Source organism: Caballeronia pedi, assembly GCF_001544915.2.
GTDB classification, from domain to species: domain Bacteria; phylum Pseudomonadota; class Gammaproteobacteria; order Burkholderiales; family Burkholderiaceae; genus Caballeronia; species Caballeronia pedi.
This window is the reverse complement of sequence record NZ_FCOE02000004.1, coordinates 45,182-69,716: the sequence shown is the minus strand read 5'-3', so window position 1 is coordinate 69,716 and position 24,535 is coordinate 45,182. Positions and strand designations below refer to the sequence as shown.

Genomic DNA, 24,535 nt, shown 5'->3' with positions numbered 1-24,535 from the left:
GCTCATGAACTCGAACACGAGCGGCATCGCCAGCACCGCGCTGGCATCGACCGATACGACGAGCGGCTTGTCGAACCTGTCGAACCGTTTCGCACTCGACACGCAGGGCTTCGATGCATTGCGCGCGCAGGCCAGCGCGGACCCGCAGCAGGGACTGAAGCAGGCCGCGAAACAGTTCGACGCGGTCTTCACGCAAATGATGCTCAAGAGCATGCGTGACGCGACGCCTTCGGACAGCCCGTTCGAATCGAACGATACGAAGTCGTTCACGTCGATGCTCGATCAGCAGCTTTCGCAGCAGATGTCGTCGAAGGGCATCGGCGTGGCGGACATGATGTTGAAGCAGCTCATGCGCAACGCGGGCGGCAAGACCGACGCGAGCGGCACGAGCGGCGCCAATGCGATGAACGCGATGCAGGCGCTCGGCGGCATGTCGGGCGGCAGCGGCGATCTCGAAGCGAACGCGGGCAATCTCGCCGCGATGAACGCGATGGCGAAGGCTTACGCGGCGGCCCAGGCCAGCAAGAGCAGCGCGTCGCTGGCAGGCAAGGGTTACACGGCGGCGGACTCGCTCGAACCGCCCGCGCGCGGCAACGGTTCGGACAAGGTGAACGCGTTCGTCGACCGCCTGGCCGTGCCGGCGCAGGCCGCGAGCGCGGCGACGGGCATTCCGGCGCGCTTCATCATCGGCCAGGCGGCGCTCGAATCGGGCTGGGGCAAGCGCGAGATCAAGAGCGCGAACGGCGCGACGAGCCACAATATCTTCGGCATCAAGGCGACCAGCAACTGGACCGGCAAGACCGTCGATTCGGTCACGACCGAATACGTGAACGGCCGGCCGCAGAAGGTCGTGGAGCGCTTCCGCGCCTACGATTCGTACGAAGAAGCGCTCACCGACTACGCGAGCGTGATCAAGAACAATCCGCGCTATGCGCCGGTGATTCAGGCTTCGCGCGATGTCGCGGGCTTCGCGCACGGCATGCAGAAGGCCGGCTACGCGACCGATCCGCAATACGCGAAGAAGCTGATTTCGATCATGCGCCAGATCGTCTGACGCAGGACGGGAAGCGCGAATGTTCGGATCAAAAGCGGTGGCAAACGTTTTACGTTCGTCGGGACGGCGCACCACATACATTTATCGCCGGGCGACCCTAAACTTTTGAAGAGGTATGCCGCTAACCTGAATAATCGAAGTGCCGGACCGATTGAGGTTCGGTCGACGCGCGACGCCCGGGACCGGGCGGCGCGAGCACAATGAACACGGCTAGCACCATGAACACCTATCAAAAGCATGACGTTGCCGACGAGGATATTGCGCCGGTCGTGGATTTCGGGCGGCGCAATCCGCTGGAGATCGGCGTGGCGCTACGCAATCTCGCCAATCGCGGAGACTTTCTGACAGCGCAATACGGCGACGGGCAAATCGTTACGCGTTTGCTCGACGTCGATGTGACGGCGCATCGATTCACGTTCGACTGGGGCGGCGTGGCGGAGCAGAACCGCGGCGTGCTCGCGTCGCAGAAGCTCGTGTTCAGCGCGGCGCCGGACGGCGTGCGCGTCGAGTTCACGACGCCGCCCCCGAGCGAGACCGTGTTCGACGGGCGCCCGGCATTCGAGGCGGAGTTTCCGCCGGTGCTGTATTACATGCAGCGGCGCGAGTATTTCCGCGTCGAGGCGCCGGTGCTGGATCCTTACATCTGCACGGGTTCGTTGCCGGATGGCGAGCGGTTTCGCTTCGAGGTGCATGATCTATCGCTTGGCGGCGTCGCGTTGCGTACGACGGATGAGCGCGTCGCGGATCTGGAAATGGGCATCGTGATTCAGGATGCCGAGCTGCATTTCAGCGCTAATGGCAGGGTTACGCTGGATATGAAGCTGGTTTCTCATCGGGAGTCGATGACGGCCAAGGGGGATCGGCGGTATACGATTGGGTTCAAGTTTGTTTCGATGCCGGGGTCGGCGGAGAATACCCTGCAGCGGTTGATTACGCAGTTGGAGATGAAGCGGCGTTCGCTGGCTAAGTGAGTTTGTTTTCGCCGGATCCCGTGAGCGTGTCGGTTTATTGGCGTTGCCCCTGTGCGGGGCGGCAGTCACTTTCTTTGCTGCTGCAAAGAAAGTAACCAAAGAAAGCAGCTATCCCCAGCCGGAACGCTTCACACCGGCCGCGGCACAGGCGATCGATCTTGGCACAGCAGTAGCGAGTGCCCTCATAGGCCTAATCGGTCTTGGACCGCGCACGGTCTGCCACATCGCACCGCGCGCGCGACTGGTTCAGCACGAAATGGCTCCGGCCCGCTTCGCGGCCGATGGGTCAATCGGGTCTACGTGTGCTTCTGCGTTTCTCTTTTCTCGTTGGTTTCCCTTGCATACCCGACGGCAGCGCGCAGCGCTGTGCCGAAGCTATTTCGTGCTGAACCAGTGCGCCTGGATTTCTAGCTCGTCAGACCGTGCGCGGTCCACGCCGGGCTTGGCCTATGAGGGCACTCGCTACTGCTGTGCCCTAGCCGTTCGCCTGTGCCGCGGCCGGTGTGAGGCGTTCCGGATGGGGAAAGCTGCTTTCTTTGCCTACTTTCTTTGCAGCAGCAAAGAAAGTAGGTGCCGCCCCGCACAGGGGCAACGCTAATAAACCGACACGATCACGGGATCCGGCGAAATCGAAGCAAGAGCAAAGAGCAAAAAACAAAACCAGCGAATTAACCCCAAAACCCCACGCTCTTCGCGCAATAGCCATTGCGCCCTCGCTCCGATAATGGCCCCATCGCAAAGAACCGCCCTCACGAAACCCGCAAACGCAGAGCGCGGCCCCACTCAATTTCCCCGGCAATCGGCCGATATACAAATCAGCCATGCGGCAGCGCCATATCAACGCCGCCTCACCAGGATTCATGCATGTCCAATAACATCTTCAGCATTGGTCTTTCCGGTCTGAACGCGGCCCAGTGGGGTCTGACGACGACAGGGCAGAACATCAGCAACGCCGCGACGCCGGGCTATACGCTCGAGAAGGTCTCGTATCAGGAAGCGTCGGGGCAATTCACCGGCTCGGGTTATCTCGGCAATGGCGTCCAGGCGGTCACCGTCACGCGCCAGTACAGCCAGTACCTGACGACGCAGGTGAACAACACGCAATCGTCCAGCAGCGCGGCCAGCACGTATTACTCGCTGATCTCGCAACTGAACAACCTCGTCGGCGATCCGACCAAAGGCATTGCGCAAGGCATCACGAATTACTTCTCCGGCCTGCAGTCGGTGGCGAACTCCGCGAGCAGCACCGCCGCGCGCCAGTCGCTGATGAGCAACGCGCAAACGCTCGCGGATCAGATCAACTCGGCCGGCGAGCAATACGACCAGTTGCGCCAGAGCGTCAACACGCAACTCACGAGCGCGGTCTCGCAGATCAACAGCTACTCGCAACAGATCGCCGATCTCAACAAGCAGATCAACATCGCCAGCGCGGGCGGCCAGCAGCCGAACCAGTTGCTCGATCAACGCGATCAGCTCGTCACGAACCTGAGTTCGATGATCGGCGTGCAGGTCGTGCAGCAGGACGGCAACTACAACGTGTTCATCGGCAACGGGCAGCCGCTCGTCGTCGGCAATACGCAATACGGGCTGCAAGCAGTGCCCTCCGCGTCCGATCCGAGTGAGCTCACCGTCGCGTTCCAGAGCCGCGACGGCTCGACGCAAACGGCCGCGAACACGCAATACCTGGACAACTCGGCGCTCACGGGCGGCGTGGTCGGCGGGCTCATCGACTTTCGCACGCAGACGCTCGATCCGGCGCAGGCGCAACTCGGCGCGATCGCGACGAGCTTCGCCAGCCAGTTGAACGGTCAGAACGCGCTCGGCCTCGATCTGAACGGCCAGCCCGGCGGCGCACTGTTCGCGACCAGCGATCCGAACGTCATCGCCAACGCGCGCAACAAGGGCACCGGCTTGCCGACAGCGACCATCGCCGATGGCACGCAACCGCCCGCCAACGATTTCACCGTCACCTACGACGGCAGCAAGTACACCGTGACGGACCCGGCGTCGGGCCAGCAGCTCGGCACCATCGATCCGGCAACGGAGACGCAGAAGACGATCAACGGCCTGAACATCGATGTGTCTTCGCTGACCGGCGTGCAAAAGGGCGACTCGTTCACGATCCAGCCGACGCGCGGCGCGCTCGACAACTTCAAGCTCACGACGAGCAACGGCGCGGCGATCGCGGCGGCATCGCCTGCGGTGACGTCGGCGGGCAGCACGAACACTGGCACGGCGTCGATTTCGTCGGCGACGGTGACGCAAAACGCGATGTCGTCGGACATCAACCTGAAATACAGCGCGGCGGCGAACGGCTTCACGTCGGACGTGGCGGTGACCGTCAACGGGACCAGTTACGCCGTCGGCCAGACGATTCCCTACGATGCGTCGAAGGGCGTGACGGTCTCGGCGAACGGCGTTTCCGCGACCATCAGCGGCACGCCGAAGGACAACGACGCTTTCAAGATCGCGCAGAACAAGGGCGGCACGAGCGACGGCAGCAACGCGCTCGCGATGGCGAACCTGGTGTCGGCGAAGTCGCTCAACGGCGGCACCGACACGCTGACGAGCTCGTACGCGGGCTACATCAACACGATCGGCAACACGACCAATCAACTCAAGGCGACGAGTTCGGCGCAGACCGCGCTGCTCACGCAGGCGACGTCGGCGCAGCAATCGGTGCAGGGCGTGAACCTGAACGAAGAAGCCGCCAACCTGATTCAGTATCAGCAGCTTTATCAAGCGAACAGCAAGGTGATTCAGACCGCCGCGACGCTGTTCCAGTCGCTGCTCGGCATGTTCAACTGAGGTTAAACGCGATGCGTATTTCCAGTTCCCAGTACTTCAATCTGAACGTCGCTTCGATGAGCGACCAGCAAAGCACGCTCGCATCGATGTATCAGCAGATCTCGTCGGGCAAGCGCATTCTCACTGCGTCCGACGATCCGCTCGGCGCGGCGCAGGCAGTGCAGCTCACGTTGAAGAGCGGCGCGCTCGCGCAGTACAGCACGAACCAGACGACGGCGCTTTCTTCGCTGCAGCAGGAAGACTCGACGCTGGGCAACGTGAGCAGCGTGCTGCAGAGCATCCAGACGCAGATCGTGCATGCGGGCGACGGCTCGCTCACCGACGCGGACCGCACGTCGGTCGCCAACTCGATCCAGGGTCTGCGCGATCAGCTCTTCAGCCTCGCGAACACGACGGACAGCGACGGCAACTACATCTTCTCGGGTCTGAAGGGCGGCACGGCGCCGTTCTCGAACGATCCTTCGGGCGTCGGCGCGAACTACTCCGGCGACTTCGGCCAGCGCGCGGTGCAGATCAGCGAAGGGCGCTCGATTTCGGTAGGCGATACGGGCGTATCGATCTTCCAGAGCGTGTCGCCTATGGAAAGCGATCCGGTGTCGAGCGCGGGCGCGTCGAACGCGGGCACGGCGACGATCAGTCCGGTGAGCGTGAGCGACACGAGCAACGCCGGCAACGCGAGCAAGTACACGATCACGTTCTCGGTCTCGCAGACGGACGGCTCGACGACTTACTCGATCAATTCGAACCCGGTGGACAACACGCTGCCGACCAACGTTCCATACACGAGCAAGAGCGACATCACGCTCGGCGGCCAGAAGGTGACGATCGAAGGTACGCCCGCGGATGGCGACACCTTCACCGTGCAGCCCGCAGCGACGGACAACAACGATATTTTCGCAACGCTCGACAGCATCGTGAGCGCGCTCAAGCAACCGACGGGGACGCCGGCTGCGCAAGCCACCTTGACCAACGCGCTGACGACGGCGGGCACGAAGGTCAACAACACCTTCAACAACGTGCTGTCGGCGCAGACGGTGGTGGGCGGACGCGAGCAGGAAGTGCAGTCGACGCAGACCGCGATGCAGACCAGCCAGACGCAGACGGCGAGCGATATCGCGAATCTGACGAGCATCGATCTGGTTTCTTCGATCAGCCAGTATGAGCTGACGCAGAACTCGTTGCAGGCGGCGCAGATGGCGTTTTCGCAGATTCAGAAGATGTCGTTGTTTGATTACATCGGGAATTGATGGGGCTTCTTTTAGCCGCTCTGGTTTGGCTAAACGTACAAGGCGCGCATGCGAAATGGGATATTTCGAGTATCCCCGCTGCGCGCAGTCGGACATGATGTCGTCACGCGGCATCGAGGAATCTGCATATCGTTGAGGCTCGTCGCTGTTGCGCAGTCGTCGCCTTTTCGGGCAACGCTATCGTGTGTTTCGCGGTGCCGCGATGGCCCGCGATCCAGGGAGGCTGCGTGGTAACATCGGGTCGACTTGCTCCGGCGCGGGGCAGCAACTTTCAGAATTCCGAGCATCACAACGACATGAGCAATCATGAGCGCTTCAACGTCGTCTATGACGGTCCCGCACTCGCGGAACATCGAATGGACGTGCGCGATCTTGCGCCCTCGCTCGTGGCCATCGCCGACTTGTTCACGGCAGCGAACAAGGAACTGAATGGCGATTCCGCCGATGTCCGCGTCGAGGTCAAGGGCAGCTTCAAGGCTGGGTCATTCGAACTCGATCTCATCTTCGTACAGCAACTGCTGGCACAGATCCGGGATATCTTTGCCGGGTCCAGCGCTTCGGCAATCTCCAATGCGTATACGATCCTCACCATCCTCGGGCTCATTGGAGGTGGGGGTGTAGTCGGACTGCAGCGCAAGCTGCGCGGACGCCGACCGCATCGCATCGATCAGATCGGCGAAGTGTCGCACGTGTGGATCACGGAGACCGAATCCGTCGAGGTCGAGGCGGGTGTCGTGCGTCTCTGGCGCAATACGGTCGTGCGCTCCAGTCTGAGCAAGACCTTGTCGCCGCTCGAACGTGAGGGCATCTCGAACTTCGGTATCGTGCGCGGCGAGCAAGTGGAACTTATCATCGAAGACCATGAGCTTGCGTCATTTGCCACAATCAACAATGACAGTGGTGAAGTCGTATCGGACTCCGTTGCAAGGAAGGTCGTGCTCGTTGAATCCGTCGTTTTCAAGGACGGAAACAAATGGCGCGTTCACGACGGCCAGTATCCGTTCTTCGCAGCAATCGACGACGAAGCGTTCCTGGCCAACGTGAATGACGGCGAACGCTTCGGAAAGGGCGACGTTCTGGTGGTGGACCTTCGCCAGATGCAGACAATCGAGGCGGGCACATTAAAGACCGAATACCGAATCGTCAAGGTGCACGAACATCGCGCGCCTTTGCAGCAGACGCTTCTCTAGCGATTCAAAGCGCCCCCGCCACCCGCCCCACCTGCGCGATCCCCACATCGAAGATCCGCTGAAAAAACGGCATCAGATTCGGCACCATCAACTGCAGCAAGAGCAGCCCGACGAGCATCGTCACCGGAAAGCCGACCTGAAAAATCCCGATCTGCGGCGCGGCGCGATTGAGAATGCCGAGCGCGAGATTCGCGGTCAGCAGCGCCGCCACGATCGGCAACGCGAGCAACAATCCGGTCGAAAAAACACTGCCACCATACCCCACCAGCACGCGCCATCCCTGCGCATGCGATGCCGTCGCGACCACATTCGCCTCGATCGGCACGCTCTGAAACGTGCCGACAAGCGCGCTGACAAGCTGCAGATGACCATCGAAGACGAGAAACGCGAGCATCGCCAGCGTGTTCAGATAGCGCGACACGACCACCGCATTGCCACCCGCGCGCGGATCGTAAAGCATCGCGAAACCGAGACCCATTTGCTGGCCGATGAACTCGCCGGCCGCATCGACAGCGGCGAACGCGATCTGCATCACCATCCCGATAGCCGCGCCGATCAGAAACTGATTCACGATGATCCACACGCCCGCTGCGGAAAACACCGTCGCCTGAGGCATGGCGGGAAGCGTCGGCGCGACGATCAGCGCGATGAACGCGGCGAGCGCGATCTTCACGCGCATCGGAATCGCCATGTGACTCAGCACGGGCGCGGTCGCGATCAGCGCGAGGATGCGCACGAACGGCCACAGAAACGCCGTGAGCCAGCCGTTCAGTTGCGCGTAGGTGACGGAGAACATCGAACGAATCTCAGCCCGTGACTCAGCCCGTGATCGCGGGCGTGATCGTGAAGACGTGGCGCATGTAGTCGAGCAATGTCGACAGCATCCACGGACCCGCGATCACGAGCGTCACCGCCACCGCGATCAGCTTCGGGATGAACGACAGCGTCGACTCGTTGATCTGCGTGGCCGCCTGAAACAGGCTCACGACCAGACCGACGACGAGCGCGACCAGCAACAGCGGCGCAGCGAGCAACAAGGCGACGTACATCGCCTGATGCGCCATGGTCATGACGGATTCGGGTGTCATGCGCGTCTCCTCAGGATACGAAACTTTGCGCCAGCGAGCCGATCAGCAACTGCCAGCCATCGACGAGCACGAACAGCATCAGCTTGAACGGCAGCGCGATGGTCGTGGGCGACACCATCATCATGCCCATCGACATCAGCACGCTCGCCACCACCATGTCGATGATGAGAAACGGAATGAAGATCGTGAAGCCGATCTGAAAACCCGTCTTCAGCTCGCTCGTGACGAACGACGGCACGAGCAGCGACAGCGGCACGTCCTCGGGGCCGTTCATCGGCGGGGCCTTCGAAATGCGCGCGAACAGCGCGAGATCGGTTTCGCGCGTCTGCTTCAGCATGAACTGCTTGAACGGCGCGACGCCGCGCGTCATCGCCTGGTCCATCGCGATCTGGCCTTCGGAGAAGGGCTTGTACGCGTCGTTGTATGCGCGATCGAGCACCGGCGACATCACGAAGAACGAGAGGAACAGCGCGAGGCCGACGAGCACCTGATTCGGCGGCGTGCTCGTCGTGCCGAGCGCCTGGCGCAACAGCGACAGCACGATGATGATGCGCGTGAAGCTCGTCATCATCAGGACCATCGCGGGGAGGAACGAGAGCATCGTCAGCAGCAGCATCGTCTGCACGCTGAGCGAATACGTGGTGCCGCCGTTGGGGCCGGGGCTCGTGTTGAATGCCGGCAAGCCCGCCGTGCTCTGCGCGAACGCGAGATACGGCGTCAACCCGATGATGACTGGCAGCGCGATCTTCACACCACGCGCGATGTTACGACTGACCTGCATGCTTGCTCCCGCCGACGAACACTTTCGATAGGCTGAATTGTTGTCGATCCCGGTCGCGAACGATGACGCGAACAGAGGGGAAAACCCGGGCTAACTCGTTCTATTGCGAAACGTTCGCCGTAAACGCACATCGGGCGTTCGATCCTTGCGGACCACGCCCGATGTATCGGTCAAACGGAACGAACTTACTTGACGAACTTCTGGAGCCGCTTGTTCGCTTCGCCGGCCAGGGCGTCGCGAAAGCGCGCGCCGAAGCTGCCAGCCGACGACGGCGCCGGCGCCGCGATGCCTTCCACTTCGGCCGATCCTGCGGGCATCGTGTGCAAGAGACGCACATTGCCGGGACCGGCGCCGAGCACGAGCCACGTATCGCCCACTTCGATGACAGCGACGCGCTCCTTGTTGCCGAGCGATGCGCCGCCCACCACCTTCACGAGACCGCTGCGCTTGCCGCCCTGATAGCCGAACTTGCGCGCGAGCCACGCGCAGCCGAACACGAAGCCGATCACGACGACCAGCCCGACGAGCGTCTGCAGCACCGCGCCGAAACCGAGCGACGGCACCGCGGTGCCCGCGCCGACGCCCGAGGCAATCTGCGCGGCGTGGTTCACGGCATTCATGTCGGCGGCGCGCGCAAGAAGCGGCGCTGCGGACAACAAGGCGGCAAAGCGTTTCATCGATTCAACTTCCGGATACGTTCGGACGGCGTGATGATGTCGGTCAGGCGAATGCCGAACTTGTCGTTCACGACGACCACTTCGCCCTGCGCGATGAGACAGCCGTTCACGAGCACGTCCATCGGCTCGCCGGCGAGGCCGTCGAGCTCCACGACCGAGCCCTGCGCGAGTTGCAGCAGATTGCGGATCGCGATCTTCGTGCGCCCGAGCTCCACCGTCATCTGCACGGGGATGTCGAGAATCATGTCGATGTCGTTGCGCGTCGACGGCGCCGCGGCCTTCGACAGCGGCTGGAACACGCCTGCGCTTGCTGCAACTGGCGTGTCGTTGCCGTTCTGTTCGGCGAGCGCGCTCGCCCAGTCGTCCAGCAAAAGCTCTTCGCCTTTTTCCGGCGCGCCGGGTGCGTCGTTCTGCATCAGATCACTCATATCCACCTTCCTTCATCGTATCGCTCGCGCTGATCATCTTCTGCACGCGCAGCGCGTATTGACCATTGAAAATTCCGTAGCCGCATTCCATGACCGGCACGCCATCCACTTTCGCGACGACGTGCTCCGGAACATCGATCGGCAGCACGTCGCCCGCGCGCATGTTGAGAATCTGTTCGAACGACGAGCGGATCTCGGCGAGATCCACCGTCAGTTCCACTTCGGCGGACTGCACCTGCTGCGACAGCACGCGCACCCAGCGGCGGTCCACTTCGAGCGCTTCGCCCTGGATCGGCGAGGAGAGCACGTCGCGGATCGGCTCGATCATCGAGTACGGCATGCAGATGTGCAGCGTGCCGCCCGTCGAACCGAATTCGATCGTGAACTGCGTCACGATGACGATCTCGTTCGGCGTCGCCACGTTGGCGAACTGCGTGTGCATCTCCGAGCGCATGTATTCGAACTGCAGCGGCTTCACGCTGCGCCACGACGTGGCGTAGTGCTCGAACACGAGATTGAGCAGCTTGCTGATGATGCGTTGCTCGGTTTGCGTGAACTCGCGGCCTTCGACGCGCGTGTGAAAGCGCCCGTCGCCGCCGAACAGGTTGTCGACCACGAAGAACACGAGGTTCGGATCGAACACGAACAGCGACGTGCCGCGCAGAGGCTTCACATGGACCAGGTTGAGATTGGTCGGGATCGGCAGGTTGCGCGTGAATTCGCTGTACTTCTGCACCTTCACCGGGCCGACGGAGATTTCCGCCGAGCGCCGCATGAAGTTGAAGATGCCCACGCGCATGAGACGCGCGAAGCGGTCGTTGATGATTTCGAGGCCGGGCATCCGGCCGCGGACGATGCGTTCCTGCGTCGCGATGTTGTAGGGACGTACGCCGACGGGTTTTTTCTCGTCAGTTTCCTGATCGATTTCGCCGGTGACGCCTTTGAGGAGGGCATCGACCTCCTCCTGCGACATGAACTCTTCGTGGCCCATGAGTGGTTACTCGCTGATGCGGCGTTACTGGACGACGAATTCGGTGAACAGCACTTCCTCGACGCGCACCGGCTTTTCAGCGGTGCTCGCCGCGGTTTCGACCGCCGCGCGTAGCTCGTTGGCGAGCTGTTTCTTGCCGTCGACGGTCGCGAGATCGTCGGGGCGTTTGCCTGAGAGCAGGAGCAGCACGCGGCTGCGGACTTCGGGCATGTGCTCGGTGACGAGCAACTGGACCTTTTCGTCTTTCAGCTTGAGCGTGAGGCCGGCGCGCAGATAGTGCATGCTGCCGTCGTCGGACTGGAGGTTCACTGTGAGCGATTCCAGCGGGAAGAACACGGGCGGCGGTTCGGGCGCGGGTTTGGCCGCGCCGTGGGTCTTGCCGAGGAAGAAGTAAGCACCGCCGGCTCCCGCGCCGAGCAGCACGATCGCGCCGATGGCGATGATCAGGATCTTTTTGAGCTTGCCGCTCTTCGCGGGAACGATGGATTGCTGGTTTGCGGTCGTGGTAGCCATTTGCTTGCCTCTTTCGATAGGGTGAATTGTTGGCTATCGCCGTGTAAAGCGATGGGTCGAACAGAGGGGGGATTTGGGGTTATTCCATCCGATTGGTTTGAACCCTCTTTGGGGCCCTGGCGCGGGCTTATTGCGCTTTCTCTTTGGCGTTTGTTAACGGGCGATTCTCGGGAAACTTGTATTCGTGTCGGTCTATTGGTGTTGCCCCTGTGCGGGGCGGCAGTCACTTTCTTTGCTGCTGCAAAGAAAGTAACCAAAGAAACAGCTTGTCCCAGCCGGAACGCTTCATGCCGGCCGCGGCACAGGCGAACGGCTAGGGCACAGCAGTAGCGAGTGCCCTCGAAGGTCTAATCCGGCGTGGACCGCGCACGGTCCGACGAGCTAGAAATCCAGGCGCACTGGTTCAGCACGAAATAGCTTCGGCACAGCGCTGCGCGCTGCCGTCGGGTATGCAAGGGAAACCAACGAGAAAAGAGAAACGCAGAAGCACACGCAGACCCGATGGACCCGTCGGTCGCGAAGCGGGCCGGAGCCATTTAGTGCTGAACCAGCCACGCGCGCGGCGCGATGTGGCAGACCGTGCGCGGACCACGCCCGATGTGGCCTATGAGGGCACTCGCTACTGCTGTGCCAAGACTGATCGCCTGTGCCGCGGCCGGTATGAAGCGTTCCGGCTGGGACAAGCTGTTTCTTTGGTTACTTTCTTTGCAGCAGCAAAGAAAGTGACTGCCGCCCCGCACAGGGGCAACGCAAATAGACCGCCACGATCACGGGATCCGGCGAAACCAAAAGCAAAAGCCCCCACGCCATCAGGCAAACGTATCGACAAGTCCAACCCTGCGCCGCACCGGCAAACTCAAGCTGGAAGCGACCGAATCATCCCCCCCACCGATCCCACCAACCCCACGCCCACCCCGCGCCCCGGACGAGCGCTCCCCTCCGCTTTCCTGCTGCGACTGCCTTCCAAACGCAGCCCCATCCGAAACCGAAGCACTTCCGAGACTGATGCCATTCGCTTCCATGGCCTCACGCAGCTTCGGCATGGCGGCCTCGACCGCCTCCCGCACCTGCGCATGCTGCGAAACAAACAACGCGTGCGCGTGATTCTCCGAAACCTGCAACGTCACCTGCAACGGCCCCAGATCCTTGGGATTCAAAGTCAGCTCAGCACTCTGCTGATCCCCTTTCGACAAAAACACGACCTTCTGGCTGAACGCATCGTCCCAGCCGGACGCGCCGACGTGCGGCGCAATCGCCGCGCTCGTCGCCGACGCCATCGCGCCTTGCGGGCTCGACACCGCCGAGTTCGCGGATGTGGCCTGCATCGCCACCGCATGCGCGGCTGCATCGGCGGCTTGCTTGTAGGCGGCGGTCGCGGCATCCGCGGGCATCGTCGCGACGGCCAGCGCGGTCGCATCGGTCGCCTTGGCATCCGCGTTCACGTTGCTCGCCAGTACGGCCAGACCCGCACCCTTTCCGCCCTTGCCGAACAAACCGCCTTGATCCTCGCCCTTCGCGCCTTCGCGCGCGCTCGCGACGGAACCATTCGCCGCGGCATTGGCGGTCGTCGGATTGACCGGCGGGTTGTTGATCGCTGCGAGCGCTGCCTGAAGCGGGTCCTGCGCCGACTTCGCATCGCTGCTCTTGTGGGTTTCGCCGGTCGATTTGTCGTCGTCGGCCGAAGCGGTAATGGCGTTGGTCAGATCGGAGAGCGTGACGTCAGTGTCGGTATCGTCGGCGTTGGCTTCATCCGCGCGCGCTTTCGCCTGCGCAGCAGCGGCAGCAGTCGCATCCGACGAAGTCCCCGATGCCGCCGGCTTCGATGCGTCCTTGCCCGTGTTCTTCGATGCCTCTTTCGGCGCGTCCGTCCGATCGGGCTTCGACGCAGCCTGCGCATCCGACGCGTCGTCGCTCTTCGACGCGGCATCGGCAGCGCTGTCGTCCGGCTTCGGCGCGTCATGCACGCTCGATTTATCGGCCGATGAATCCGCCAGCGCCTTCGCCGCCTGCGCGTCGGCATTGGCGCGGTCGGTGATGCCTTGCAGCGTCATGCCGAACGACGCGCCCGCGCTCGCCGCGCGCTGCGCCGCGGCCTTGCTCGATGACGCGGCGCCCGTCAGCGCGCCGAGGAAAGATACGGAGGACATACGAGTCTCTCAAATGCAATGGGTTAAAAACGGTTCAGGCACGCTCGGCGCGCATGCGCAGCACCTTGGCCGCGTGCTCGTCGGCTTCGCGCTGCTCGACGCGCGCCGCTTTCTTCGCGAGCATCGCCTCGCCGCGCGCGGCCAGCACTTCGTAACTGCCGAGCTTCTGCTTCTTCAGACGCCAGTCGGGCTTGGCCGCCTCGATGCGCTGATCGGCCATGACGAGCGCCGTGCGTTGCTGCGCAATCGCTGAATCGAGCGTATCGACGAACGCCTGGAAGTTGCGCAGCGTCTGCGCCGTGGTGCCCTCCTGCGCCGATGCCGTGAACCGCGCGTGGTATTCGTCGCGATAGGTCACGAGCGAATTCAGCTGCGTCTCGATGTCGTTGCGCTCCTGCTGAAGTTTGCCGAGCTTCTTCGTGGCGGCGTCGAGTTCCTCAGCAGCAAGTTCGATGAGCGTGTTGATCGGCAGATTCCTGGTCATGGCGTGGCGGTCCCGTATGGTCTTTTGGCGTTCTTATGACGAATGCTTCGGATACTAGTCGAAAACTATTCGAACAGTTGATTCAACATCGCGATGCTCGGCTCGAACGGCGCCTGCTCGCGAAAGCCTTGCTGCAAAAACGACTCCATGCGCGGATACAGCGCGATCGCGCGGTCGAGCAACGCATCGCGCCCGCTCGAATACGCGCCCACGTTGATCAGATCCTTGTTGCGCTGATAGCGCGACAGCATCTGCTTGAAGAGACGCACGCGTTCGAGATGCCTGTCGTCGATGAGCGCGGTCATCGCGCGGCTGATCGACTGCTCGATGTCGATGGCCGGATAGTGCCCAGCCTCCGCAAGCGAGCGGTTCAGCACGATATGGCCGTCGAGAATCGCGCGCGCCGAGTCGGCGATCGGGTCCTGCTGATCGTCGCCTTCGGTGAGCACGGTGTAGAACGCGGTGATCGAGCCGCCGCCTTCCGGACCATTGCCCGTACGTTCGACGAGCGCGGGCAGCTTCGCGAACACCGACGGCGGATAACCCTTGGTCGCGGGCGGCTCGCCGATCGCGAGCGCGATCTCGCGCTGCGCCATCGCGTAACGCGTCAGCGAATCCATCAGCATCAGGACGTGCTTGCCCTGATCGCGGAAATATTCGGCGAGCGAAGTGGTGTACGCGGCGGCCTGCATCCGCAGCACCGGCGACACGTCCGCCGGCGCCGCGACGACGACCGAGCGCGCGAGACCATCCTCGCCGAGAATCTGCTCGATGAATTCCTTCACTTCGCGGCCACGTTCGCCGATCAGCCCGATCACGATCACTTCCGCGCTCGTGTAGCGCGCCATCGTGCCGAGCAGCACCGACTTACCGACGCCCGAACCCGCGAACAGGCCCATGCGCTGGCCGCGCCCGACCGTCAGCAGCGTGTTGATCGCGCGCACGCCGACATCGAGCACCTTGTGGATCGGCTCGCGGTTCAGCGGGTTGATGACCGGCGCGTTCAGCGGCGCATCGACTTTCGCGCCGAGCGGACCGAGCCCGTCGAGCGGGCGGCCCGACGCATCGACCACGCGCCCGAGCATTTCCCAGCCGACCGGCAAGCGCTTCGCGCCGGCCATCGGATCGTTGATCGGCGCGCTTTCGAGCGGATAGACGCGCGCGCCGGGCAGAAGGCCGGCCACTTCGGTGGTCGGCATCAGAAAGAGCTTGTCGCCCGAAAAGCCGACCACTTCGGCTTCGGCGGTCGGAATCGCGCTGCCGGGCGGCAACTCGATCATGCATTCGGAGCCGACGCCCATCTTCAGGCCGACCGCTTCGAGCACGAGCCCGGCAGCACGCGTCAGACGCCCGCACGGCCGCAACGGCTTCGCGATCGCGTTGCGCGACTTGAGCGCATCGAGCGTTTCGCGCCACGCGTCGATGTGCGGATTGCCGGCGATATCGGCCAGTTCGGCGATGGTGCGCGCGGCGAGTTCGTCGGGCGATTCGTCGCCGACGGATTCGTCGTGAGCGAGCGGGCCGAACGATGCGCGCGCGATTTCCTGTTCGAGCGCGCTTAGTCCATCCTGCGTGATCCGTTGATTCACCACGGCTTGGTTCTCCCCAAAGCGGCCACGACGCGTTCCCAGCGCGAGACGTTGGTCGCGTCGATCTCGCCGGTCGCCGCGTGCGCCTTGCAGCCGCCGCGCTCGATTTCGGGATCGGGGCGCACGGTCCAGCCGGCGCTTTCGAGTTCGTCCTTCAGATACGCATCGACGATCGGCAGATCGGCCGGATTGACGACGAGCGTCGGCGCGCCCGACAACTCCGGCTCGGCGGCGATCACTTCGCGGGCGACGGCGACGAGCGCGGTCGGATCGAGCGCGAGATGCTGGCGTACGACCTGCTGCGCGATATCGACCGCGAGTTCGGCGAGCGATTCCGCGATGGCGGCATCGGCGGCCTGCAACGCGGTCTTGAACGCATCGGCGATGTCGGCGAGGCGCGCGGCCTGCGCGAGCGCTTCCTTGCGGCCGTCCTCGAAACCCTTCGCCTGACCCTGCTCGTAACCCGCCTGATAACCCAGCGCCTGGCCCGCGACATGACCCTTCGCGAGTCCTTGCTGATACGCGTCTTCCTCGACGCGGCGCAGGTGTGCTTCGAGCGCGGCCTGTTCCGCCGCGCTATTATCGACCTTGATTTCGACGGGATCGAACGACGCCATCTCCCAGCGCTGATACGCCGAGACCGGAGCCGCTTGAGCCTTGCGCGCGCGGGCGTCAGACATATGCATCCTCCGCCTTGCCGCCTAGCTGGATCTGCCCGTTTTCCGCGAGATTGCGCACGATCTGGAGAATCTTGCGCTGCTGCTGCTCGACTTCCGACACGCGCACCGGACCGCGCGAATCGAGGTCTTCGGCGAGCAGTTCGGCCGCGCGCTGCGACATGTTCGACAGGAACTTCTGACGCAGGGCAGGCTGCGCGCCCTTCAGCGACACGATCAGCGTCTCCGACTCCACTTCCTTCAGCAGCAACTGGATCGCGCGGTCTTCCAGGTCGAGCAGGTTCTCGAACACGAACATCTGGTCGATGATCTTCTGCGCGAGTTCGGCATCGTATTCGCGCACGTTCGAGATGACGCCTTCCTCGTGATTGCTCGACATGAAGTTGAGAATCTCCGCCGCCGTGCGGATGCCGCCCATCGGCGCGCGCTTCAGGTTGTCGCTGCCGGAGAGAAGCGTGGTCAGCACGTCGTCGAGTTCGCGCAGCGCGGCGGGCTGAATGCCGTCGAGCGTCGCGATGCGCAGCAGCACGTCGTTGCGCAGACGGTCGGTCAGCAGCGAGACGATTTCCGAAGCCTGATCGCGGTCCAGATGCACGAGGATCGTCGCGATGATCTGCGGATGCTCGTTCTTGATCAGTTCCGCGACCGCGCCCGAGTCCATCCACTTGAGGCCTTCGATGCCGCTCGTGTCGCTGCCTTGCAGGATACGGTCGATCAGCGCGCCTGCCTTGGTCTCGCCGAGCGCCTTGGTCAGCACCGAGCGGATGTACTCGCTCGAATCCAGCGACAGCGCGGTGTGCTGCTCCGCCTCCGACACGAATTCGGTCAGCACGTTGTCGAGCTGCTCGCGCGTCACGTTTTTCAGGGCCGCCATGGTCGCGCCGATCTTCTGCACCTCGCGCGGCGCGAGATACTTGAATACTTCGGCGGCTTCTTCCTCACCGATCGACATCAGGAGGAGAGCGGCTTTGTTCAGGCCTTCAGCGTTCATCGGACACCCAGTTTTTCACGACCGTCGCAACGATTCTCGCGTCCTGACGCGCCACCATGCGCGCGTAGTCGAGATTGCGATCGAATTTGGCTTTCTTGCTTTCATGACCGAGGAGACTCACCTCGGCATCCTTGTCTTCGTCTTCCTTCTTCTCGCCGTCGAGCGACGGACCGTCGAGCAGCGAGAGTGCATCCGGTGCGCCGAGCGTCGGCGCGACTTCGGGCGGCGGCGGGAAGGCGCGGCGCATCGCCGGCTTCACCATGCTGAAGTACAGGAACAACCCGACGATGCCGATGCCCACGTACTTCGCCGCCTGGATGCCCCACGCGATCATCTGCGGGGTGCGCCACCACGGCGCGTCGGGCGTCACGTTCAGATCGGCCGAGAACGCGCTGTTCATGACGTTCACCGAGTCGCCGCGCTTGTCGTCGAAGCCCATCGCGTCCTTCACGAGTTGCTGGACCTGCGCGAGCTTGTCGGCGGCGAGCGGCGTCATGGTGACGTTGCCCTTGGCGTCGAGCTTCTTCTCGTAGTTCACGACCACCGCCACCGACAGACGCTTGATGCCGCCCGTCGCCTGCTCGTAGTGGCGCACCGTGCGGTCCACTTCGTAGTTCGTCGTCGTGTCCTTGCGCTGGTTCTGCGGCGTGGACTTCGCGCCCGCCACGCCCGACGCGGCTGCGTCGACCGGCGCGGACGCCGGCTGCGGCGGCTGGTTCGACAGCGCGCCCGGCACGCCCGATGCGCCGCCGCCCGACGTCTCGCTCGATTCGCTCGATTGCTGGCTGCGGATCGCCGTGGCTTGCGGATTGGCGTTCGGGCCGTAGCTTTCGGCGGTCTGTTCGAGCTTCGAGAAGTCGATGTCGGCGCTCACCTGCGAGCGGGCGTTGCCGGCGCCGAAGAGCGGCGCGAGGATCGCGTCGATGCGCTTTTGCGTGTTGTGCTCGATCTGCTGCACATACTTCAGTTGCGACGCGTCGAGGCCGTTCGCGGCGCTCTGGCTCGTGAGCAGATTGCCGTCCTGATCGACGATATTGACGTTCTTGACCGGCATGTCCGAGACGCCCGACGCGACCATGTGCGCGATCGCGACGACTTGCCCTTCGTCGAGCACGCGGCCCGGATACAGATTGACCATCACGGAGGCGGTCGGCAGTTCCTTGTCGCGCACGAACACGCTCGGCTTCGGAATCGCCAGATGCACGCGCGCCGACTTCACCGATGAAATCGAGCCGATCGTGCGCTCCAGTTCGCCTTCCAGCGCGCGCTGATAGTTGACCTGCTCGGCGAACTGGCTGATGCCGAACTTCTGGTTGTCCATCAGCTCGAAGCCGACCGAGCCGGCTTTCGGCAAGCCCTGGCTCGCGAGGCGCAGACGGGTTTCGTGAACCTGCGCGTCGGGCACGAGAATGGCGCCGCCGCCGTCGGACAACTTGTACGGAATGTTGCCCTGCTGGAGCGCGGCAACGATTGCGCCGCCGTCCCGGTCCGAGAGGTTGGAGAAGAGGACGCGGTAATCCGGCTGGCGCGACCACATGACGAGGCCCGCCACTACCATCACCAGAATCGCGGCGGCCACGATGAGCGGCACGCGCGGATTCGAGCGGAACTGGTTGAGCATCGGCACGCGCTGCGCAAAGCCGCCGAAGTCGGCGCCCGCGAGGCCCGGGCCGGCGCCGATCGTTCCGGCTGAACCCGGTTGTGCGCCCGCCAGGCCCATTCTGGCGTCGGGCGTGATCAGTGAGTTGTTGGGCGTTTCCATTTAGCGTCGAAGCTCCGAATCCTGTTGTTCTCCTGCCGCCGGTATCCGCTGATGTAAGCGGCGGTGGAGGACTTTTCACGATGGGGATTATCCGCAGAAGATTGCAAGTCGATTCAGCGAATAGAGCGGGGTTTTCCCCGTTCTTCCCGTGCTTTGAAAAACGGCCCGCTGCTAAGCTTTTTCGTACTCGGCGAACCTCCGCGAAACGCGTCCCGAGCGCCAGGTCCCCCGCTACGTGCGGCACCGGCTTTCCCCTGTCACCCGGAGTCAACATGAACTTTCCGATCAATCCGCTTTCCGCCGCGCTCTCGGCCATTCAGTCGATGGCCTCGCAAGCCGCCGGCGGGACCTCCGGCCCGACCAGCGCGTCGGGTGCCGTCACGGGGCAGGGCGGGACATCGGGCGCGGCGAGCGTCGGCAGCTTTTCCGATGCGCTGAAATCGTCCATCGACAAGATCAGCGACAACCAGACCAAGGCGCTCGGCGAGGCGCACGCCTTCGAGATCGGGGCGCCGAACGTGTCGCTCAACGACGTGATGGTGGACATGCAGAAGGCGAACGTCGGCCTGCAATTCGGGTTGCAGGTGCGCAACAAGCTCGTGTCGGCCTACAACGACATCATGCAGATCTCCGTCTGACGCGGACTCCGCGATCCAGCCCTTTATCGTTGCGACGGTCTGGAGCCTTGCTTCCTAAAGCTTTGCCGCGTTTCTCCGATAACCCCGATAACGGCACGGCGAACGATGGTTCGTTTGCCCGCACCGGTTTTGCCGGGCCCATACGGATCAGGACGAGAAACAAGGCGTCCGCTCGAAGCATGCGGACACCGCGGCATCGCATAAGGAGAACCGAGAGATGTATTCCCCAGGACACGCTGGAGCTAGCGCGTACGCACGCGTGGGCGTTCAGACAGGAGTGATGGGAGCGAGCCCGCATCGGCTGATCGTGATGCTGTATCAGGGCGCGCGCCAGGCGATCGCGCAGGCGCGCATGCACCTGCAGCAACGCAACATCGGCGCGCGGGGCGCTGCGATCAGCAAGGCCATCAGCATCATCGAGAGCGGCCTGCAGCAGGCGCTCAACAAGGATGCGGGCGGCGAGATCGCGGAGCGTCTGGACGCGCTCTACACGTATATGACGCGCCGGCTGCTGGAGGCGAATCTGAAGCAGGACGAGACGATGCTCGTCGAGGTCGACAACCTGCTCGCAACGCTCGAAGAAGCCTGGGTGGGAATTGGACCGGAAGTGGCGCAACTGACCGCGACGCCCGTTTGACGGGACTCTCGCGTCGACTGCCTCGAAAGAATGAAGACGACACAAGACTATTTCGCCCACTACGAAGCCATTGCAGCGGTTTCCGGCCAGATGCTGGCGGCCGCGCGCGGCGGCGAATGGAGCGAGCTGAAGACGTTGCAGGGCACTTACCGCGAGTTGGTCGAGCAGTTGAAGGAAGTGGATTCCGGCTCGGAACTCGACGACGACGCCCGCGCGCGCAAGCTGGACCTCGTGAAGAAGATTCTCGCCGACGACGCCGCGATCCGCGATCTGAGTTCGCCGAGCCTCGCGCGCCTGTCCGCGCTGTTCACGGTCAACAGCCCGGCGCGCGTACTGAAAAAGATGATCGGACTGCGTTAGGGGTCCGTGGGCGCCGGCCGTGGCGCAATTGAGGATGTGGGCATGACTGGACTCGACACCGCGATCGCATCGCTGCTCGCCAGCCGCACCGAGCTCCTGCTGTCCGCGATTCGCGCGCCGAACGGCGTCAGCGGCACGGGCGTGACGGGCGCGAGCGTCGGGCAGACGACGACGCAGACGGACATGCCGCTGCCAGTCGGCGCGCCCGCGCAGAACGCGGCGCCGGCGGCATCGGCGCAAACCGCGCTTTCCAGCGTCGCGCGCACGCTCGACGTGATCTCGCGCCTGGGCGGCGCGACGCCCGCGCTGACCAGCGACGCCCCGCTCTGGCCGACCCCGCCGCGCCCCGCGAGTGCCTTCGCCGCGCTCACGACCGGCCTCTTCGATACCGCTTTCTCCGCCAACGCCGCCGCCGTCGCGGCCGCGCGCGCCGCGACGCAGAATCTGCCGCCGCTGCCCGCCGCCGCGCTCGCGACCGCGCTGGCGAAGACCGTCGACGAAAGCGGGCTGTTCTACGAATCGCATCTGGTGCAATGGCTCGCGGGCCAGCGCAGCGCCGCGTCGCTCGGCAACGAGCCGCAGGCGCGCGCCGATGCACGCTCGCTGTCCTTGCAGCTCGATTTCGCGAACGGCGACGCATGGCTGGACGATGCGCGCGCGTCGCAATTCACGCCGGATCTGCCCGATTTTCATGCGCGTCCGGTCGCGATGCCGCAGAACCCGCAACAAGCGGCCGCGCTCGCGGCGTCGGTGCGTGATGCGCCGGCGTCGGCGCTCTCGAATTCGCAGAGCGGGAACGCGCCGGGCGGGGCGAACGCGCAGACCGGCCCGCAGGAATCGGCGTTGCAGGCGTCGCTAGCGGCGGGCATCCATCCGGCGACGCTGAATGTCGTGCGTCAGCAACTCGACGTGCTCGCGAACCAGCAGTTCCGCTGGCAGGGCGAAGCGTGGCCCGGCACACGCTTCGAGTGGGAAATCGCCCGCGAACCGCGCGATCCGCGCACGCCCGACGATGCCGCCGATGCCGCCGACAAGCACGCGTGGCGCACGCGCATCACGCTGTCGCTGCCCGCGCTCGGCACGGTCGACGCCGAACTGGTGCTGACGGGCGAGAAGCTCGTCGCGCGCATCAAGGCGGGGGATTCGGGCGCACGCCGTCTCGCCGCCGATGGCGCCGCGTTCGCGCGTCAGCTCGAAGCGGCGGGCATTGCGCTGGCGTCGCTGTCCGTGCGCTCGATGGACGGCACGACCGATCTCGCGCTGTCTGCCGACAAGCCTGTCGTGAAAAAGCCGTTGCGCTCGCCGCTCGAACATCTGTTTCGCCCGCCACGCGGTGAGGGGAGTGAAGCATGAGCGGACAGGATCAGCCGCCGTACGCGCGCAGGCAGGCGACCGCGCTCGCCTACGACTCGGGCAATCGCGAGGCGACGCCGCGCGTCGTGGCGAAAGGTTATGGCATGGTCGCGGAGATGATCGTGCAGCGCGCGAAGGAAGCGGGGCTGTATGTGCACGAATCGCCGGAGATGGTGTCGCTGCTGATGCAGGTCGATCTCGACGCGCACATTCCGCCTGCCCTGTATCAGGCGGTGGCGGAGTTGCTTTCGTGGGTGTATCGGCTGGAGAACGAGGAGCCGATGCGGGAAAGCGGGCGCGCGCTCGTTACGCGGCAAACGCCCGCCTGACGATCCCCCCATGATCAAACCGCGCCGGCAGCGTGCCATACACCCGCCCTGTCTCACCGCGCGCATCGCCGAGCCGCGTATCGATGAACGCATCCGCGACTTCCTGCGGCGCGTGCCGCGCGAGCAACACCCCCTGCGCGCATAGCGCCAGTTGCTGCGCGATGCGCCGCGCCGACGCTTCCCGCACAGCCGGATCGCCCGTCAGCATGTCGAGCAGCGACGCCAGCGCGCCCGCCAGCGCCGGATGCGTGGCCGCTGTGCGCTTCCAGTCGGCGAGCAGCGCGTGCGCGGCGTCCTGCTCGCGCTCGAACGCGCGCAGCACGTCGAGACACATGACGTTGCCCGACCCTTCCCAGATCGAATTGACCGGCGCCTCGCGATAGAAACGCGCCATCGGCCCGGTTTCGACATAGCCGTTGCCGCCCCAGACTTCCATCGCTTCGCCGGTGAATTCGAGCGCGCGCTTGCAGACCCAGAACTTCGCGGCCGGCGTGACGATGCGCCGCCACGCGCGCTCGGCGAGCGCGCTGTCCGGCACGGCGCTGCGCTCGAACGCGCCCGCGAGCCGCATGAAAAGAACCGTCGCGGCTTCGGATTCGAGGGCGAGATCGGCGAGCACGTTGCGCATCAATGGTTGATCGACGAGATGCGCGCCGAACGCGCTGCGATGCCGCGCGTGATGGATCGCCTGCACGAGCGCCGCGCGCATCAGCGCCGCGCTGCCGATCACGCAGTCGAGCCGCGTGAAGTTCGCCATCTCGATGATGGTCGGCACGCCGCGCCCCTCGTCGCCGATCATCACGCCGTAGGCGTCGCGAAACTCCACTTCGCTGCTCGCGTTCGAGCGGTTGCCGAGCTTGTCCTTCAGGCGCTGGATCTGGACCGCGTTCTTGCGGCCGTCCGGCGCGAAGCGCGGCACGTAGAAGCACGACAGGCCGCCTTCGTCGGCGGTGCGTGCGAGCACCAGATGCGCATCGCATTGCGGCGCGGAGAAAAACCACTTGTGACCGACCAGCCGATACGCACCGCCGCGTCCCGGCGCGCCCAGCGCGTACGCGCGCGTGCGATTGCTGCGCACGTCCGAGCCGCCCTGTTTTTCGGTCATGCCCATGCCGATCATCATCGAATGCTTGCCGGCTTCGAGCGGGATGTCGCGCGGATCGTGCTCGCGCGACAGCAACGGCCGCTCGATGCGCGCGAACAGATCGAGCTCGTTACGCAGGATCGGAATGCTCGCGAAGGTCATCGTGATCGGGCACAGCGAGCCCGATTCGAGCTGGCCGTGCAGATAGTAGCCGGCGCACCGCGCGGCCATCGATCCGGCGCGCGCGGCCGGCTCGAACGGCAACGCGTGCAGCCCCTCGTGCCGCAGACGCCGCAACAATTCGTGCCAGGCCGGATGAAATTCGACCGCGTCGATGCGCTCGCCGCGCGGATCGTGCGTCGCGAGTTCCGGCTCGTGCCGGTTGGCGAGTTCCGCCAGCGCGACGACATCCGGCTGCGTCAGCGTCATGCCGTCGCGCGAGAGCGCCTGCGCGTGCCATTGCGCGCCTTCCCGCCCGAGCGCGCCCGTCAGCGCCGGATCGAAGGCGAACGCGTCGTAGCCGACGAGCGGCGGCGCCTGATTCGTGACTTCGTGTGTCTGCCCGAACGGGCGATCGGCGGAATCGGACATCGCTGGTCTCCTTCATTTCCACGCGCGCGCTGGCGGCGCGGCGATGCGTCACTGTCGGGCGGGCGCAACAGCCGCTCCGGGCGTCTCGCCCCATCTCGAATTCAGGAATCATAGGCCGCGCATTCATCGGACGGGTAGACGCATC

The 24,535-nt window shown here is 64.1% G+C and carries 25 protein-coding genes; 10 read left to right on the top strand and 15 right to left on the bottom strand.

All coding sequences use genetic code 11. The features are described 5' to 3' along the window. Nucleotides 1-4 precede the first annotated feature (4 nt). Together flgJ and AWB80_RS07445 are read left to right on the top strand one after the other, a co-directional pair. Complete coding sequence (gene flgJ / locus AWB80_RS07450; RefSeq protein WP_061174019.1) at nt 5-1,054, top strand: flagellar assembly peptidoglycan hydrolase FlgJ; 1,050 nt, start codon at nt 5-7, stop codon at nt 1,052-1,054. 218 nt (nt 1,055-1,272) lie between these two features. Then, entirely contained in the window at nt 1,273-2,025 is a 753-nt protein-coding gene (locus AWB80_RS07445) for a flagellar brake protein (protein WP_061174018.1), read from the top strand. Between the two features lie 475 nt (nt 2,026-2,500). Here the strand turns inward: AWB80_RS07445 and AWB80_RS43875 are convergent, their stop codons facing one another. Then, entirely contained in the window at nt 2,501-2,887 is a 387-nt protein-coding gene (locus AWB80_RS43875; protein WP_160147419.1) for a hypothetical protein, read from the bottom strand. 2 nt (nt 2,888-2,889) lie between these two features. Between AWB80_RS43875 and flgK the strand changes: the two genes are divergently transcribed. The 3 genes from flgK to AWB80_RS07430 all read left to right on the top strand — a co-directional run bounded on the left by flgK (nt 2,890) and on the right by AWB80_RS07430 (nt 7,270). Continuing rightward, a complete protein-coding gene (flgK, locus tag AWB80_RS07440; protein ID WP_061174017.1) occupies nt 2,890-4,833 on the top strand; it encodes a flagellar hook-associated protein FlgK in 1,944 nt (647 codons plus the stop codon). 11 nt (nt 4,834-4,844) lie between these two features. Beyond that, nucleotides 4,845-6,080 carry a flagellar hook-associated protein FlgL gene (gene flgL, locus AWB80_RS07435; RefSeq protein ID WP_061174016.1) on the top strand — a complete coding sequence of 412 codons (1,236 nt, stop codon included), beginning with the start codon at nt 4,845-4,847 and terminating at the stop codon, nt 6,078-6,080. A gap of 296 nt (nt 6,081-6,376) precedes the next feature. After that, nucleotides 6,377-7,270: an LAPAL motif-containing putative phage structural protein gene (locus tag AWB80_RS07430; RefSeq protein WP_061174015.1), complete on the top strand. Its 894-nt coding sequence runs from the start codon at nt 6,377-6,379 to the stop codon at nt 7,268-7,270. 4 nt (nt 7,271-7,274) lie between these two features. Here AWB80_RS07430 and fliR read toward each other — a convergent pair whose 3' ends face one another. From fliR to fliF, 13 genes are all read right to left on the bottom strand, one after another. Beyond that, nucleotides 7,275-8,066: a flagellar biosynthetic protein FliR gene (fliR, locus tag AWB80_RS07425; protein ID WP_061174014.1), complete on the bottom strand. Its 792-nt coding sequence runs from the start codon at nt 8,064-8,066 to the stop codon at nt 7,275-7,277. Nucleotides 8,067-8,088: 22 nt separating this feature from the next. Further along, the gene (gene fliQ / locus AWB80_RS07420) at nt 8,089-8,358 is read right to left on the bottom strand and encodes a flagellar biosynthesis protein FliQ (RefSeq protein ID WP_008352562.1); all 270 of its coding nucleotides are present in this window, start codon (nt 8,356-8,358) and stop codon (nt 8,089-8,091) included. 10 nt (nt 8,359-8,368) lie between these two features. Further along, nucleotides 8,369-9,139: a flagellar type III secretion system pore protein FliP gene (gene fliP, locus AWB80_RS07415; RefSeq protein WP_061174013.1), complete on the bottom strand. Its 771-nt coding sequence runs from the start codon at nt 9,137-9,139 to the stop codon at nt 8,369-8,371. A 185-nt stretch (nt 9,140-9,324) separates the two neighbouring features. Next, nucleotides 9,325-9,816 (bottom strand): flagellar biosynthetic protein FliO, encoded by a 492-nt coding sequence (gene fliO / locus AWB80_RS07410; RefSeq protein WP_061174012.1) that lies wholly within the window; start codon nt 9,814-9,816, stop codon nt 9,325-9,327. Next, nucleotides 9,813-10,244: a flagellar motor switch protein FliN gene (fliN, locus tag AWB80_RS07405; protein WP_061174011.1), complete on the bottom strand. Its 432-nt coding sequence runs from the start codon at nt 10,242-10,244 to the stop codon at nt 9,813-9,815. Before fliN ends, fliO begins: the two co-directional genes overlap by 4 nt. Continuing rightward, a complete protein-coding gene (fliM, locus tag AWB80_RS07400; RefSeq protein ID WP_061174010.1) occupies nt 10,237-11,235 on the bottom strand; it encodes a flagellar motor switch protein FliM in 999 nt (332 codons plus the stop codon). Before fliM ends, fliN begins: the two co-directional genes overlap by 8 nt. A 24-nt stretch (nt 11,236-11,259) precedes the next feature. Beyond that, the gene (gene fliL, locus AWB80_RS07395; protein ID WP_061174009.1) at nt 11,260-11,748 is read right to left on the bottom strand and encodes a flagellar basal body-associated protein FliL; all 489 of its coding nucleotides are present in this window, start codon (nt 11,746-11,748) and stop codon (nt 11,260-11,262) included. Nucleotides 11,749-12,557: 809 nt separating this feature from the next. Further along, nucleotides 12,558-13,895 (bottom strand): flagellar hook-length control protein FliK, encoded by a 1,338-nt coding sequence (locus AWB80_RS07385; protein ID WP_061174008.1) that lies wholly within the window; start codon nt 13,893-13,895, stop codon nt 12,558-12,560. 34 nt (nt 13,896-13,929) lie between these two features. Then, nucleotides 13,930-14,379, bottom strand: coding sequence for a flagellar export protein FliJ (gene fliJ, locus AWB80_RS07380; protein ID WP_061174007.1), 450 nt, complete (start codon nt 14,377-14,379; stop codon nt 13,930-13,932). A gap of 65 nt (nt 14,380-14,444) precedes the next feature. Next, nucleotides 14,445-15,971: a flagellar protein export ATPase FliI gene (fliI, locus tag AWB80_RS07375; RefSeq protein ID WP_061174006.1), complete on the bottom strand. Its 1,527-nt coding sequence runs from the start codon at nt 15,969-15,971 to the stop codon at nt 14,445-14,447. After that, nucleotides 15,965-16,648: a flagellar assembly protein FliH gene (gene fliH, locus AWB80_RS07370; RefSeq protein WP_061174005.1), complete on the bottom strand. Its 684-nt coding sequence runs from the start codon at nt 16,646-16,648 to the stop codon at nt 15,965-15,967. Before fliH ends, fliI begins: the two co-directional genes overlap by 7 nt. After that, the gene (gene fliG, locus AWB80_RS07365; RefSeq protein WP_061174004.1) at nt 16,641-17,636 is read right to left on the bottom strand and encodes a flagellar motor switch protein FliG; all 996 of its coding nucleotides are present in this window, start codon (nt 17,634-17,636) and stop codon (nt 16,641-16,643) included. Before fliG ends, fliH begins: the two co-directional genes overlap by 8 nt. Beyond that, a complete protein-coding gene (gene fliF, locus AWB80_RS07360) occupies nt 17,626-19,398 on the bottom strand; it encodes a flagellar basal-body MS-ring/collar protein FliF (protein WP_061174003.1) in 1,773 nt (590 codons plus the stop codon). The genes fliG and fliF overlap by 11 nt, the downstream gene beginning before the upstream one ends. A 272-nt stretch (nt 19,399-19,670) precedes the next feature. On the opposite strand from fliF, the gene fliE reads away from it, so the two are divergent. The 5 genes from fliE (at nt 19,671) to AWB80_RS07335 (ending at nt 22,715) form a co-directional block, all read left to right on the top strand. Then, nucleotides 19,671-20,036, top strand: coding sequence for a flagellar hook-basal body complex protein FliE (fliE, locus tag AWB80_RS07355; protein WP_061174002.1), 366 nt, complete (start codon nt 19,671-19,673; stop codon nt 20,034-20,036). Nucleotides 20,037-20,253: 217 nt separating this feature from the next. Then, a complete protein-coding gene (gene fliS / locus AWB80_RS07350) occupies nt 20,254-20,673 on the top strand; it encodes a flagellar export chaperone FliS (RefSeq protein WP_061174001.1) in 420 nt (139 codons plus the stop codon). Nucleotides 20,674-20,703: 30 nt separating this feature from the next. Beyond that, entirely contained in the window at nt 20,704-21,033 is a 330-nt protein-coding gene (locus AWB80_RS07345; RefSeq protein ID WP_061174000.1) for a flagellar protein FliT, read from the top strand. 42 nt (nt 21,034-21,075) lie between these two features. Next, on the top strand, nt 21,076-22,386 hold the full coding sequence (fliK, locus tag AWB80_RS07340) for a flagellar hook-length control protein FliK (protein ID WP_061173999.1): 1,311 nt from the start codon (nt 21,076-21,078) through the stop codon (nt 22,384-22,386). Further along, nucleotides 22,383-22,715, top strand: a complete 333-nt coding sequence (locus tag AWB80_RS07335; protein ID WP_061173998.1) for an EscU/YscU/HrcU family type III secretion system export apparatus switch protein — start codon at nt 22,383-22,385, stop codon at nt 22,713-22,715. The genes fliK and AWB80_RS07335 overlap by 4 nt, the downstream gene beginning before the upstream one ends. Here the strand turns inward: AWB80_RS07335 and AWB80_RS07330 are convergent. After that, nucleotides 22,693-24,390, bottom strand: coding sequence for an isovaleryl-CoA dehydrogenase (locus AWB80_RS07330; RefSeq protein WP_061173997.1), 1,698 nt, complete (start codon nt 24,388-24,390; stop codon nt 22,693-22,695). The genes AWB80_RS07335 and AWB80_RS07330 overlap by 23 nt on opposite strands. Nucleotides 24,391-24,535: the final 145 nt, after the last annotated feature.